The sequence below is a fragment of the Actinoplanes sp. NPDC026619 genome, assembly GCF_040638295.1.
Lineage (GTDB): Bacteria > Actinomycetota > Actinomycetes > Mycobacteriales > Micromonosporaceae > Actinoplanes.
In genome coordinates this window covers 374953-389179 of record NZ_JBEZYA010000004.1, presented here as the reverse complement: position 1 = coordinate 389179, position 14227 = coordinate 374953, and the positions used below count along the sequence as shown (strand labels likewise).

The 14227-nt window shown below is 71.0% G+C and carries 11 protein-coding genes; 1 reads left to right on the top strand and 10 read right to left on the bottom strand.

What is annotated here, in order from left to right:
• The first annotated feature begins 118 nt into the window (after window positions 1-118).
• A complete protein-coding gene (locus AB0E90_RS12485; RefSeq protein WP_360403176.1) occupies window positions 119-910 on the top strand; it encodes a hypothetical protein in 792 nt (263 codons plus the stop codon).
• Here AB0E90_RS12485 and AB0E90_RS12480 read toward each other — a convergent pair.
• The 10 genes from AB0E90_RS12480 to AB0E90_RS12435 all read right to left on the bottom strand — a co-directional run bounded on the left by AB0E90_RS12480 (window position 889) and on the right by AB0E90_RS12435 (window position 14142).
• Entirely contained in the window at window positions 889-1965 is a 1077-nt protein-coding gene (locus tag AB0E90_RS12480) for a 1-acyl-sn-glycerol-3-phosphate acyltransferase (RefSeq protein ID WP_360403174.1), read from the bottom strand. The two genes, AB0E90_RS12485 and AB0E90_RS12480, sit on opposite strands and share 22 nt — an antisense overlap.
• Window positions 1965-2825 carry a patatin-like phospholipase family protein gene (locus AB0E90_RS12475; protein ID WP_360403172.1) on the bottom strand — a complete coding sequence of 287 codons (861 nt, stop codon included), beginning with the start codon at window positions 2823-2825 and terminating at the stop codon, window positions 1965-1967. Before AB0E90_RS12475 ends, AB0E90_RS12480 begins: the two co-directional genes overlap by 1 nt.
• 189 nt (window positions 2826-3014) lie before the next feature.
• On the bottom strand, window positions 3015-4397 hold the full coding sequence (locus AB0E90_RS12470; RefSeq protein ID WP_360403170.1) for a glycosyl hydrolase family 18 protein: 1383 nt from the start codon (window positions 4395-4397) through the stop codon (window positions 3015-3017).
• 49 nt (window positions 4398-4446) lie between these two features.
• Window positions 4447-4932, bottom strand: coding sequence for a hypothetical protein (locus tag AB0E90_RS12465; RefSeq protein ID WP_360403168.1), 486 nt, complete (start codon window positions 4930-4932; stop codon window positions 4447-4449).
• Between the two features lie 264 nt (window positions 4933-5196).
• Window positions 5197-8373, bottom strand: coding sequence for a cyclic nucleotide-binding protein (locus AB0E90_RS12460; protein WP_360403166.1), 3177 nt, complete (start codon window positions 8371-8373; stop codon window positions 5197-5199).
• Between the two features lie 216 nt (window positions 8374-8589).
• The gene (locus tag AB0E90_RS12455) at window positions 8590-10230 is read right to left on the bottom strand and encodes a trypsin-like peptidase domain-containing protein (RefSeq protein ID WP_360403164.1); all 1641 of its coding nucleotides are present in this window, start codon (window positions 10228-10230) and stop codon (window positions 8590-8592) included.
• A 76-nt stretch (window positions 10231-10306) separates the two neighbouring features.
• Window positions 10307-11833 carry a HAMP domain-containing sensor histidine kinase gene (locus AB0E90_RS12450; RefSeq protein ID WP_360403162.1) on the bottom strand — a complete coding sequence of 509 codons (1527 nt, stop codon included), beginning with the start codon at window positions 11831-11833 and terminating at the stop codon, window positions 10307-10309.
• An 8-nt stretch (window positions 11834-11841) separates the two neighbouring features.
• Window positions 11842-12555 (bottom strand): response regulator transcription factor, encoded by a 714-nt coding sequence (locus tag AB0E90_RS12445; RefSeq protein WP_360403160.1) that lies wholly within the window; start codon window positions 12553-12555, stop codon window positions 11842-11844.
• Window positions 12556-12622: 67 nt separating this feature from the next.
• Window positions 12623-13384, bottom strand: coding sequence for a lysophospholipid acyltransferase family protein (locus AB0E90_RS12440; protein ID WP_360403158.1), 762 nt, complete (start codon window positions 13382-13384; stop codon window positions 12623-12625).
• Window positions 13381-14142, bottom strand: coding sequence for a GNAT family N-acyltransferase (locus AB0E90_RS12435; RefSeq protein WP_360403156.1), 762 nt, complete (start codon window positions 14140-14142; stop codon window positions 13381-13383). Before AB0E90_RS12435 ends, AB0E90_RS12440 begins: the two co-directional genes overlap by 4 nt.
• Window positions 14143-14227 lie beyond the last annotated feature (85 nt).

Below are 14227 nucleotides of genomic sequence, written 5' to 3'. Positions count from 1 at the left end.
GTGCCGTTTGCCCAGCGGCCCGGTCGGGAATTGACATCGATCAGCCGGAGTCATCCGGACACCGGCTGAGATAGCCGGAGTCGGGCTCCCGGACCCCGGCACGTCAGGGAGGACGTACATGCGGACACCACGGCTCGCCGGACTCGGTCTCGCCACGATGGCCACGGCCGCCCTTGCGGTGGCCGGGTGCGACAACGGCAGCGCAACCCCCGCCGCCAGCGCCGCTCCGGCGCCGAGCGTCGCGGCCGGCCCATCCTCGGGCGCCGCCGACGCGACCGCGGTCTCGGCGCTGTCGAAGGCCACGGCCCTGCTCGGCACGACCAGCTTCACGCTCACCGCGACCTCCGGCACCGGTTTCAAGATGACCGGCGCGATCGACCCGGTCGGCAGCAAGGCCAGCGCCCAGCTCACCGCGAGCGGGACGAACGCCGAGATCAACATCAAGACGCTGCTGGTCGGCGACGATCTCTACGCCCAGGTGCCGGGCATCACCAAGGCCGGCACGTGGACCCACCTCGACGGTTCCCGGCTGCCGGCCGGGGCCAACATCGGCCTGCGGCCGAATCAGATCGACCCGGTGGGTACGGCGAATCTGCTCGGCGCCGCCACCGACGTCAAGGAGACCACTGCCAGCACGTACGCGGGCACGCTGGACCTCACCAAGGCGGCTGGTCTGGCCGGTCTCAGCCAGGTGACCATCGACAGCTACGGCACGGCCGCTTCCAAGGTGCCGTTCACGGCCACCCTGGACGACCAGGGACGGCTCAACAAGCTGACCGTCACGGTGCCGCAGGGTGACCCGATCGACGTGACCTACGCCGATTACGGTGCGCCGGTCAACGTGACCGCGCCGGCCGCCTCCGAGGTCACCGAGGCCCCGGACAGCTTCTACAACTCGCTCGGCTCCTGAGTCCGCCGGCGGGCGGTCCAGTCCGTGCCCAGCGGACGGACCGCCGGCCGGTTCTCCTCGATCCACGAATCGATCTTGGCCCACCAGTCGTAGAGCCAGGCGGTGCGCTCCTCCTCGCCGACCGGCACATCCTTCGGCTCGACGCTCCAGAACCGCATGATGAGCTGCTTGTCCATCGGCAGCTCGCGCCACAGGTCGGCGACCGTGACCATCCGGTCGAGGCCGGTGTGGGCCACGAAGATCACCCCCGCGTCCGGCGCCGCGTCGATCGCCGCGGACAGGCCACCCGGCTTCGGCGGCAACAGGTTCCGCAGGTTTTCCGCCTTCTTGGCCAGGCCCGACATCCCCCGCGAGCGCAGCCACTCGATCGCCTTGACCCGGCGCCGGGGGGTGAAGTTGCCCCCCTCCGGGAAGATCACGAAGGCGTCGTTCTCGTCCAGGCCGACCGCCAGCTCGCCGACCTCCTCCTCCAGGCTCTTCGTGCCCGGCATGGTGCGCCCCGGCGTGATGAACCGGCTGGGCAGGCGGTTGAGCAGCACGTCGACCGCCGGGTCCCACTGCAGCGTCGCCTTCAGCACGATCCGCGGCTCGCGGTCGAACCAGTTGACCAGGCCGTGGATCAGGATGAACGAGTCACCCGGCCCGGCGTGCCGGCTCACCACGATCTCCGGGCGGCCCGGGATCGCGGTGTCCGGGTCGGTGCCGACCACGTCCACGGTCAGGTGCAGCGACCAGCGGGCCAGCCAGAACAGCACGCCGAGGAACTTGCCGGTCAGCACGTAGTGGGCGCGCTGGAAGACCGGGCCGCGGATCTTCCAGCCGAAGCCGGACGCCACCCACAGCGCGGCCAGCGCCACCAGGGCGGCAGCGTCCCACACGATGTAGACGATGCCGAGGAAGACCAGGCGGGGCACCCGCAGATGGCCCGGCACCAGCGGGGACGCGGCGAGCGCCAGCAGCAGCCAGACCGGCAGCGTGGTGAGCAGGCCGACGGCGAGCAGCACGACCACCGGCGCGAAGATCAGGCGGCGGACCCAGACCGGGGGCAACGGCATCAGCTGTCGCCCGGTCTTTCCCCTGGCAGCGGGTGCACGTTGGCGGCCAGGTAGCGCCGGGAGGCGGTGTAGGCGCGGCTGATCCGGCGGCCGACCGCAGCCATGTCGCGGTAGGCCCATGGCGAGTCGTCGCGGCCATCGCCACTGCCGCTGGGAAGCACGTGCACCCGCACATCGTCGGGCAGCGAGGCAACCTCGCGGGCGAACCGGTGCCGGCGGGCGATCTCGAACGCCACCTGCGCAACCTCCCACGGCCGACGGGGCACGCTGAGCGGACGCTCGATCCGCCCCACCTGGAGCACGAAGATCAGTTTCGCACCGACCCGGACTGCCTCGCCAATCGGAATCGAGTTGACGATGCCACCGTCCACATAGTGCTCCCCGTCCATTTCCATCGGCGGCAGCAGACCGGGCACCGCCGAGGAAGCGAGAACCGCGTCGACCAGCGGCCCGCTGTCGAACCAATGTTCGGCGGCCCGCTCGATGCTGGCCGCGCAGCACCGGAACGGAACCTTCAGGTCGCCGAACGTGGTGTGCTCGCCCAACTCGCTCTCCAGCAGCCGGCGCAGCGGCATCGGCGAGTGCAGGTGAGTGCGGGCCGCGAACCGGCGCACCTGCCGGCCGATCGAATCGCCGTAGACGGCGGCCGCCTCCGGCGACGTCCACAACCGCACCAACCGGTCGGTGACCGACTCGCTGGGGTCGGCCGCGACCAGGGCGCCGTTCACCGCGCCGATCGACGTGCCGACCACCACGTCCGGCCGGAAGCCGGCCCGGAACAGCGCCCGCAGCATCCCCACCTCGACCGCGCCGAGAACACCGCCACCACCGAGCACAAACGCCACCGAGCTGTCGACCATGACCTCATCGTGTCACGGTGCGCCCGAGAGCCCTCGGCCGTTGACGGGCGAGCCCGGGTGGGGTTTTGAAGTTGCCACTCACGCAGAATGAAGGGCCAGGGCCGGCGCAGCTGGGCCCCGGCCCGGCCTCGGCGGGAGCTACGGTCTGCACCACCCGCCCAGGCACGACATCATGAATTTGAATTTCTATTACGGCAGCGCCTTAACATATTGGCCATTTTGTTGCTGGAATTCCCAGCTGTAGAACTTGTCCCAATTGATGCTCCAGGTCATCAGGCCGCGGAAGCTGGGGTTGGTGCCGCTGCGGACCGTGTAACCGCCGCAGTTGGACCCGCTGACCAGGCAGCCGACCGCCTGCTGGACCGCCGCCGGGGCGACGTAGCCGTTGCCGGCGCTCACCGAGCTCGGCGCGCCGAACGCGACCTGATCCTCACGTAGCGCCGGGAAGACGTTGGCCGTGTTGCCGGCCACCGGAAAGCCGGCCATCAGCATGTCGGTCATCGCGATGTGGAAGTCGGCGCCGCCCATCGAGTGGTACTGGTTGTCCAGCCCCATGATCGAGCCCGAGTTGTAGTCCTGCACGTGCAGGATCGTCAGGAAGTCGCGGACCGCGTAGATCACCGGCAGGTAGGAGCCCGCCCGCGGGTCCTGGCCGCCCCACGGGCCGGAGCCGTAGTACTGGTAGCCGAGCTGGACGAAGAACGTCTCCGGGGCCATGGTCAGCACGAAGCCGGCGCCGTAACGGGCCTTGAGCGACTTCAGCGCGCTGATCAGGTTGACGATCACCGGGGTGGTGGGGTTCTTGAAGTCGGTGTCGCCGGTGTTCAGCGACAGCGAGTGGCCCTCGAAGTCGACATCCACGCCGTCCAGGCCGTACTTGTCGATGATCGCGCTGACCGAGCTGACGAACGTGTCCCGGGCCGCGGTGGTGGTCAACTGGACCTGGCCGTTGGCGCCACCGATGCTGAGCAGCACCTTCTTGCCGGCCGCGCGCTTGGCCTTGATCGCGGCAAGGAAAGCGGCCTCCGACTCGACGCCGGGGCACTCGGTCGCCGGGCAGAGAGTGAAGCGGATGTCGCCCGAGGTCGCGCTGGTCGGCTCGCCGAAGGCCAGGTTGATGATGTCCCAGTCGGCCGGCACGTCCGCCATGCGCAGGTAGCCGGAGCCGTTGGCGAAGCTCGCGTGCAGGTAGCCGATCAGGGCGTGCTTCGGAATGCCGCTGACCGGGGAGCTGGTCGGCGGAGTCGTCGGCGGAGTGGTCGGTGCCGTTGTCGGCGGAGTGGTCGGTGCCGTCGTCGGTGCGGTCGTCGGGGTGGTCGTGCCCCCGCACACCCCGCTGTCTGCCCACACGTCCCACTGACCCGAGTGGGTGGCCGGGGATTCGTTCTGGGTCCACCACTTGGCGGAGTAGTTGTGGCCGTTCTGCGAAGCGGAGTTGCCATCGACGTAGACCTGGGTGGCACTCCACGCGGGCGCGCAGGCAGTGGCTGCGCTTGCCGTCGAGGCGAGGTAGACGGGGACGCCGCCGGCGGCAAGGACGGCAGCCATGGCGAAGATCATCGATCGGCGCATGGCCAATTATTAGGAATATTAACTGTAATTGTAAATAGATGAGCGCGGATCAGCTGCCGTGCGTCCACTCGGTCCGGTCGAGGTAACCGTCGCCGTTGTCGTCGTACATCGTCTTCTCGAAGACGCCGTTGTGGTCCTTGTCGTACTCGGCGAAGTCGACCCGGTTGTCGAGATCGGTGTCGTGGCCGATGAAGTCGGCCTTGCCGTCGCCGTCGAGGTCGACCAGGATCTCGGCGCCGCCGTGGCCGTCGCCGCGGTAGGTCGCCTTGTCGAGGTCGCCGTCACCGTCCGCATCGACCCGGTTGTGGTAACCCTTCGGCGCGACGGTCTGCTCGACCTGGGCGGTGACATGCCGCACCGCCTCGTCGAGCCCGAGCGTGGGCGCATCGCCCAGGCCCTGCACCGCGGGCAGCCCGTCGAGGTCGACGCGGTCGCCGAGGCCGGAGCGGCCACCCAGCGCCCGGCCCGCGGCCAGGCCCGCCGCCGTGCCGAACTCCGACCACGCACCGAGGTCTTCGCCGTCCTGTTGGGTCATTCCCCGACGGTACGGCGTTCAGTCCAATTCCGGCATCGCCACTGGGTGTGGTCGTGGCCGGCAGGTGCCGCATTGCACGGCGTCCTCCACGACGAGCGCCTCCACCCGTTGCCGGGACTCGGAGTGACTCACCTGGAGAAGGTAGGGCCCGAAGCGGGCATGGTCGGGACAGACGGCGCGCCCGCAGAAGCGGCAACTCGCACGGGCGGCCTCGGCACAGAACCAGCAGAGCATCGGCTCCCCTTCCGATGCGTCTGACCTTACCTACTCGGAGGGGCTCTCCTGAACTGACGAAATCGACGGATTGGTTGTCCCGGTGTCCGCCGGGGTCGGACTGGTCGACGGTGCCGCGCTCGTGGTCGTCGCCGTTGTCGGCGCCGTCGTCGGCTTGGTGGTGGTCGTCGGCGGGACCGGCGCCCGGGTCGTGGTGGGCCGGGTCGTCGGCGCCTTCGTCGTGGTGGCCTCGGTCGGCTGGGTGGTCGTCGTCCCGTCACCCGGGTCGTCGGTCGCGGCCGGGTCGGCCGTCGCGGTGGTCGCGCTCTCGACCGGCGCCACGCTCGCCGACGCCGACGGGTCCAGCGTCGCCGAATCGGCCGGCGCCGGCTCCTGGCTCGGCTGGGTCTCCTCCGACGGCTGGGTGACCTCGACCCCGTCGCCGCAGCTCAGCTTCGCGCCGGTGCCGGCGGTGGCCTGGCTTGCGGTGGAGACGGTGCCGGTCGAGACGGTGATCGCGCTCGGGTCCACCGAGTACCACGCCGCGCCCTTGTTGGTGATCTTGCCGTCCGGCCGGACCACGCTCAGGGCGAGCGGGTTGAAGGCGCCGCTCGTGCCGGTGGTGTCGGCGAGCACCCGGCCGGCCTGCAGGCTGAGCGAGCCGCGCGGGCTCTGCTGCCGGCCGCCGTCGACGGACAGCGCACCGACCATCACCCGCGAGCCGGCGCAGAGCACGGTGACCCCGCCACCTGGGAAGGTGAGCCGGGCCGTCGACTGGGCCGGCACGTCGACCTCGGTGCCCTGGCCGAGGTAGCGCTCGCCACCCGGTTCGACCGTGATCAGCTCGCTGTCGACCTGCATGGTGGCGCGGCCCTGGTCGACCGTGATGAGCACCTGGTCGCGGCCCATCTCGGCCCAGGCCGGGCCGGGCCGGAAGCTGAGCACGGTGAGCACCAGCGCGAGCACCAGCAGGAACACGGTCAGCCACCAGAGGCGGCCCTCGAAACGGCGGTCGACCGACTGGTCGTCGGGGCCCTCCGGCGGGCCGGGCGGAACGGCGAGCGGCGGGTACGCGTCGGGCGCGGGCGCGCCGGGGCGCACCCCGCCGTTGATCGCGACCACCGGCATCGGCGAACCGGGGCGATGCGAGGCGCCGACCAGCGGCGGCAGGTCGGAGGCGTCCGGGAGAACCCAGAGGCGCACCGGCGTGAGGGTCTGCGCCACCATGCCGGGGCTGCCGTCACCGACCGGGCCGACCAGCGTGCCGCGGCGCAGCTCGGTGCCGTCCGCCATGGCGATCACGCCGGACTCGACGACGACCGCGTGGGTGGGGCCGGGCAGGATCACCGGCGCGCCCGCCTCGAGGTCGACCGGATGGGCCGAGGCGATCAGGGCGAGCCGCTGGTCGACGGCGAGGCCGGACAGCGCCGGGGTGTCGGCGAACAGCGCCTCGGCCTCGGCCCGGTCCTGCGGCGGCGGGCCGGGCAGCGGGCCGACCACGGTGGCCACGGTGGCGCTCGGGATGTAGAGCAGGGTGGTGCCGGACGTGTACCAGTCCAGTTGGGTGGACCGGCCGGTGAGCGCGTTGACCAGGCCGACCACGCCGCCCGGGCCGACCTGATGGCGGACCGTGCCGGGCGGGTCGCCGGGCTTGCGGGCGGTCAGCCCGCCCTCGACCACCACGTAGACGGCCGACTGCGAGCCGCCGGCCAGGATCAGCGGGCGGCCGGTGGACGGGTGTTCCCAGCGGGCGCGGGCGGCCAGGCCCTGCAGCGCCGGCTCGGGCAGGCCACCCAGGTCGGAGGCGCGCAGGGCGGCGAGCCGGCGTGGGCTGTCGGCCTCGCGGTCGCTCTCGGCGTGCCGCTGCCGGGAGCGACGCCAGCGCCGGGTCAGCCGGCCGAGCAGGAAGAAGACGGCGGGCGCGCCGAGGCCGAGGACGACCAGCAGGAGCAGCAGGCCGCCGAGGAGCCCGGTCTGCCACAGGCCGGTGGCCAGCCCGGAGACACGGTCCTCCCAGAGGCGCAGGGCCAGCACGGCGGCAAGCGCGAGCCAGGCCACCGAGACGATGCCGTAGAGCGCCACCAGCCGGCCCTCACGGTCGAGCGCCGACCAGCGCGGCGGGCGGCCACGCAGCCGGGCCCCGACCCAGGCCAGACCGCGGGCCCGCAGCTGCGGGATCTCCAGCCAGTCCATCAGCAGGTATTGGCCGTCGAGCGGCAGGAACGGACTGAGCTGGAAGAACGCGTTCAAATACCACAAAAAGGCGAGCTTGAAGGCGAGGCCGCCGAGGGCCGGCACGGCCAGGCCGCCGAGCTGGACCAGACAGGCGAGCAGCAGGGCGCCGCCCGGGCCGGACGCGGCCACCAGCATGCGGGCCCGGCGGCCGGCCATCCACACGTCGGTGGTGTCCACGAAGAACGACGGGATGCCGAAATAGACGAGCAGGCCGGCGGCGGGCACCTCGCGCCCCGCGGCCTTGGTGGCCAGCGCCCGGCTCAGCTCGTGAGTGGCCAGCACGAGGCCGTTGAGCAGCACCAGCACGACCGCACCGAGCAGGTAGGAGTCGCCGGCCAGGAACAGCGACCGGCTGCCGCGCGACCAGGTCGCCACGAACAGGCCCAGGCCGATGAAGGCGAGGAGGCCGGTGGCCACGAACGCGCCGGTGCTGAAGAAGAGCTTGCCGCCGGCCCGGTAGAGCGCGGTCATCAGGCCGTCGACGTCGAAGACGAGCGTGCGGCGGCCGCGGGCGGCGGCCAGCATCGAGTTGCCGACCCGCTCCGGCAGCGCCTTGCGCCGGGTCTCCTCGACCGGGCGGAACGCGTCCAACGGCAGTTCGTCGAGCATGCGGTTGCCGGCCAGGTCGGCGACCACCCGGCGGACCTGGTCGGGGGCGAGCCGGCCGGCGATGCGGGCGAACTCGGCGACCAGCCGGGCCACCGTGTTCTCGCCGTCCATCAGCAGCGCGAGCTGCCACTCCTCCGGAGTGAGGCGGAGGTAGCCGGCCCGGGTGCCGCCGTCGGGCGAGCGCAGCATGATGTACGCCTCGCCGCGCGCGGAGGCCAACTGAACAGCCTCGATGCCGGCGCGCAGCACGGGACGGGCGCGGACCGGGTTGAGCCGGTCGACGACCGCACCCCACAGACCGGGGTCGGCAGGACCGCCGGGCTCACCCGGAGCTCGCCCGGCCAGGGCTTCCCAGACATTCATCCGGGTCTCGACGTAGGTCACCTGAGCGGCCTCTCCATGCTCGGTGGCGGGGGAGCCGCCGATAGCGGATTGGAGACTAAGTGCTCAGCCGTTACCTGCGCGAGTCCTAGGCGACTAAATAGAGCCGGATGTCCAGAAACTTCCTGAATAACGGCATAGCCAAACGTGCGGCGGGTGGTGTGACAACCCCCTTGTCACACCACCCGCCGCAGCGGGGAGGGATATCCGGTCCTGGTGTCAGTCGGCCTCGGTCAGCGTGACGGTGGCCGACTTCTTGGCGCCGTTACGCGTGTACTCGATGGTCATCTTCTGCCCGACGGTGCCGCCCTGCACGGCGGCGACCAGGTCGTCCGAGCCGTCGATGGCCTTGCCGTCCACCGTGGTGATGACGTCGCCCTGCTGGAGGCCGGCGGTGGCCGCCGCGCTCTTGGCGGTGACGGTGCTGACCAGCGCGCCGCCGTTCTCCGCGTCGGTCACGCTGACGCCGAGCGCCGGGTGGCTGACCTTCTTGCCGGCCATCAGGTCGTCGGCGACCTGCTTGACCTTGTCGCTCGGGATGGCGAAGCCGAGGCCGATGTTGCCGGAGCCCGAGCCCTGGGTCGCGATCGCCGAGTTGATGCCGATCACCTCGCCGCTCGTGTTGACCAGGGCGCCGCCCGAGTTGCCCGGGTTGATCGGGGCGTCGGTCTGCAGCAGGCCGGACATCGTGGTCGAGCCCGACGACTGCTGCTGCTGGTTGTTGCTGCCGAACGGGCTCTGCTGCTGCTCGTCCTCGCTGCTGGACTGGATGGTGCGGTCCTTGGCGCTGATGATGCCGGCGGTGACCGAGCCCTCCAGGCCGAGCGGGCTGCCGATCGCCAGCACGGTGTCACCCACCTGCATGTCGGCGCTCTTGCCGAACGTCGCGGCCTTGAGGTCGGTGGCGCCGGAGACCTTGACCACGGCCAGGTCGGTGCGCGAGTCGGTGCCGACAATGGTGGCCGACGACTTCTTGCCATCGGCGAAGACGACCGTGACGGTCGTGCCCTGCGCGGTGGCGACCACGTGGTTGTTGGTCACGATGTAGCCCTCGGCCGTGAGAATCACACCGGAGCCCTCACCGGACTCGGTGGTGATCGAGACGACGCTGTCCTGCACGGCCGACGCGATCTGGGACAGCGACGAGCGGTCGACCACCCGGCTGACCGAGGAGTTGCCGGCGCTCTTCACGGTCGGGTTGCCGTTGTCGTCGAACGCCATTGCTGCCGCGGCGCCGACCCCGCCCGCGCCGAGCGCGATCAGCACGGCGGCGGCGCCGGCCACGAAGATCTTGCGACCCCGGCCGTTGGACGGCGGGCGCTGATCGGTGCCGACCGGGACGGCCCAGGCCGGCTGCGGGCCCTCGGTGGCGTGCCAGGTCTGCTGGCCGGTCTGGTCGGCGGCGGGCTGCTGCCAGGCCTGTCCCTCTATGGCCGGCTGCGCGGTGGTCTGCGCGGCGCTGCCGGACCAGGCGCCGGCGTAGGCCGGCTGCTGCGGGTAAGGCTGCTGGTAACCGGGGTGCTGGCCGTAGCCGGGCTGCTGGCCGTAACCGGGCTGCGGGTAGCCCGGGTGCTGGCCGTAACCGGCGGGCTGCTGCCAGGGCGACTGCTGCGGCCACGGGCTGGCGGACTGCGGAGCGCTCGACGCCGGGACGCTGGACGCCGGCAGGCTGGACGCCGGGGCGCTCGACGCCGGAACACTGGACGCGGGAACGCTCGAGGTAGGGGCGCTCCACTGCGGGGCGGACGGGGCCCCGGCGACCGGCTGCTGTGGCGCGGTCGACTCGGACTGTCCCCGCTCCGGGCTGCTGCTCTCGGCGGAGGCGTCCACTGGGCGCGGGTCGGTCTCGTTCTCGTTCATGGGGACTAGATTGCCCCACGTTGCTCAGCCATGCCTGTAGACCGCCTGAACGTATTCTGTGAGTCGATGACCGGATTCAGGACGGTTCGACGGCGGGCAGAGTGACCCGGAATGTCGCGCCCTTGCCGGGCTCGCTGTCCACCTCGACGGTGCCCTCGTGGGCGTGCACGATCGCGGCCACGATGGCCAGCCCGAGGCCGGTGCCGGTCTCGCTGCGGTCGACCCGGCGGGTGCGGGCCTCGTCGGCGCGGTAGAACCGCTCGAAGACGTGCGCCTTCTGCGTCTCGGAGAGCCCGGGCCCGGTGTCCGAGATCTCGACCACGGCCCGGTTTCCCGGCCCGGCATGCAGCCGAACCGTGACATCCGCCTCCGGTGGCGTGTGCACCAGCGCGTTCGTCAGCAGGTTGCCGATCACCTGGCGCAGCCGCAGCTCGTCGCCGAGGGCCACCAGCCGTTCCGGCTCGTCCCGGATCTCCAGCTCGATGGCGCGGGTGGGCGCGGTGGCCCGGGCCGCGGACACCGCGTCCATGGCCAGCACCGGCAACTCCACCGGGCCGATCTCCAGCGGTCGTTCCCGGTCGAGCCGGGCGAGCAGGAGCAGGTCCTCGACCAGCAGGCCCATCCGGGCGGCCTCGTCCTCGATCCGCCGGACCAGCCTTGCCACGTCTTCCGGGCCGGTGACCGCGCCCTGCCGGTACAGCTCGGCGAAACCGCGGATGGTGGTCAGCGGCGTGCGCAACTCGTGCGAGGCGTCCGCCACGAACTGCCGCATCTTGGCCTCGGAGCGGACCGCGCGGGATTCGGAGGTCTGCGCGGCCGCGGCCGCCTCGCGGGCCGACGCCTCGGAGTCCGCCCGGGCGGTGAACGCGGCCTCGATCTGGGACAGCATCGCGTTCAGCGCGCGGGACAACCGGCCGAGCTCGGTGACCGGTTCGCCGTCGTGCTCCTCCGGATCGGGCACACGCTGGGTCAGGTCGCCGGCCGCGATCGCCGCCGCCGTCCGCTCGATCTGCACGAGCGGGATCAGGCTCTGCCGGACGATGGCCGCGCCCACCGAGGCGAGCGCGATCAGCACCCCGACGCCGACCAGCACGTCGACCCAGACGATCCAGGTGATCGCCTTCTCGATCACGGAGAGCTTCTCGGCGACCTGGATGACCGTGCCGCTGTCCGTGGTGTTGATCAGGACGCGCCAGAAGATCTTGCCGTTCGCCGACCGCACCGTGTACGGCTGGCCCATCGCCGCGTACACATTCTGCAGGCCCTTGACCAGCGGCGGCCAGTCATCCTCGGTGAGCGAGGTGTCGCCGACGCCGGGCGCGCGGCGCACCCCGTTGATCGAGCTGATCGACACGTAGTAGTCGCCCGGCACCGGGATCGTGCCCGCAGTGGTGCCGGCCAGCGTCTGCGAATAGACCGTCAGCGAGTCGTCCAGCCGCTGCAGCAGGTAGTTGTGCAGCGCGTAGGTGCTGGCCGAGCTGATCAGCGCGAGCGCCGCGACCACCAGAATCAGCACCGACGCGACCAGCTTGGTGCGCAGCGAGACCTGTCGCAGGCTGGGCTGCGGCGGGATCGAGTTGCGAACCCGCTCGGTCAGCGACACGGCCGGGCTCAGACTGCTGGTTTGCGAAGAACGTAGCCGACGCCACGCAGCGTGTGGATCAGGCGCGGCTGGACATTGTCGACCTTGCGACGAAGGTACGAGATGTACGACTCGACGATGTTGTCGTCACCGCGGAAGTCGTACTTCCACACGTGATCCAGTATCTGCGCCTTGGAGAGCACCCGATTGGCGTTGAGCATCAGGTAACGCAGGAGCTTGAACTCGGTCGGCGACAGCTGCACGCGCTGGCCGGCCCGGTAGACCTCGTGCGTCTCCTCGTCCAGCTCGAGGTCGGCGAAGACCAGGCGGGACGGCTCTTCCTCGCCCTGGGTGGTGCGGCGCAGCACGGCCCGGATCCGGGCGGTGAGCTCCTCCAGGCTGAACGGCTTGGTCACGTAGTCGTCGCCGCCGAGCGTGAGGCCGCGGATCTTGTCCTCGGTGCCGTCGCGGGCGGTCAGGAAGACCACCGGCGTACGCTGGCCGCCCTCGCGCATGAGCCGGATGACCTCGAAACCGTCGAGGTCGGGCAGCATCACGTCGAGAACGACCAGATCGGGTGTCGCGTTCTTCGCCGCGCTGACGGCCGCACTGCCACTGGTCGCGGTGCTGACGTCGAACCCGGCGAAGCGGAGGCTGGCGGAGAGCAGCTCGAGGATGTTCGCGTCGTCCTCGACGACGAGGAGCTTCGCTTCGCTCTGCTTGGGCTGGGTCTGAACGGCCATGCGGCCATTCTTTATCAGTACGCTGCACCTTCGCTGCATGGTGCCTGAAAGTTGTCTGGGAAAGTAACTATGCTGCCAGGCGATATCCAGACGGGCCCAGCGAGGACTGCACGGCGCGAGCCAGGGTGCGGCGGTCGGCGTCGACCGCCGGTCGCAGCGCCGGGGCGGTCACCAGGGTCACCGTGAGCGACCGTAGCGCGGCTACCCGGCGAACCGAGTCGAACAGCGTGTCGTCCCCGATGAACGCGGCCGCGGTGGTGTCGTAGCGGATCGAGGCGGGCACCACCGGCGCGTTCGCGTCGATCGCCGCCTGGAACAGGGCCGGGCGGAAACGCCCCTGGTTGGCGCCGCAGAACGTGGTCCCCTCCGGGAAGGCCGCAACCGACCGCCCGGCTTTCAGCGCGGCAGTCACCTCGGCCACCGTCCGCGGCAGCGCCTTCGGCCGCGACCGGTCGATGAAGATCGCCCCGGAGAGACCGGCCAGCACGCCGATGCCGGGCCACGCGCCGACCTCGCCCTTCGCCACCAGCCGGACCGGCGACACCGCGAGCAGCACCAGAATGTCCAGCCAGGAGACGTGGTTGGCGACGACCAGGCTGCCCGGGCGCAGCGTCGGCCCTTGCCGGACCAGCCGGATCCCGAGGACCGCGAGCATGGTGCGGGCCAGGGTCCGCAGCGCGTTGCCGCGCAGGATCGGCGCCAGCAGAAACCCACCGAGGAGTACGGCGGCGAGCGTCACGATGCGCAAGGTCGCGAAACCGCGGGACGCGCGCACGTCGGCGCCGTCCCGGCAGTGGTCACCGCAACCGGATACGGGCTGCCACATCATCGGGCCGCTCCCAGGAAGTGCCGGCGGTAGCGCGGGTCGAGCCGGTCCATCGAGAACAGGACGTAGAAGTCGGCGCACTCGAAATCCGGGTCGTAGGCCGGCTGGCCGCAGACCCAGCTACCCAGCCGGAGGTAGCCCTTGAGCAACGCGGGCGGCTGCGTCCGGGGGTCGCCGACGAGCGCGGTGTGGTCAAGCCAGTTGTTGCGCGGAGTCACCCGCATCGCCGGCGGCGAGAGGTGCTTGGACTGGACCCGGGCCCAGACACCGGCCGCGGTCACGCCGCCGTCGTCCAGCGGCACCGAGGCGCAGCCACCGAGCCAGCGCAGGTTCTTCAGGTGCATGTAGCGGGCGATGCCGGCCCACATCAGGTTGACCACCGCGCCGGTGCGGTGGCCGGGGTGCACGCACGACCGGCCGGTCTCGACCAGTTGATCGCGCAGCGGACGGAGCCCGCTCAGATCGAACTCGCCGTCGCCGTAACGGCGTCCGGCCTTCTCGGCGGCCTTGGGGGGAAGCATCCGGTAGGTTCCGACCACCTCGTCGTTCGCGTCGTCGCGCACGATCAGGTGGTCGCAGTGCTCATCGAACTCGTCGATGTCCCGTCCGTCGACGGCGCCGCGGAGGGTGGCGCCGAGTTCGCCGGCGAAGACGTCGTGACGCAGCCGCTGTGCGGCGGCGACCTGGTCGGCGTCGTCGGCGATGAGCAGCGTGTAGCCGCTGGTCCCGGTCGATGCGGGTGCGGTCAGGAGAACTCCCATGTGATCTGTGTAAGGGCGACACCTGCCGATGGAATGTCGGCCTTGGTGGCGATTAATGGCCGAAACATGAACGCCTTGTGCTTTC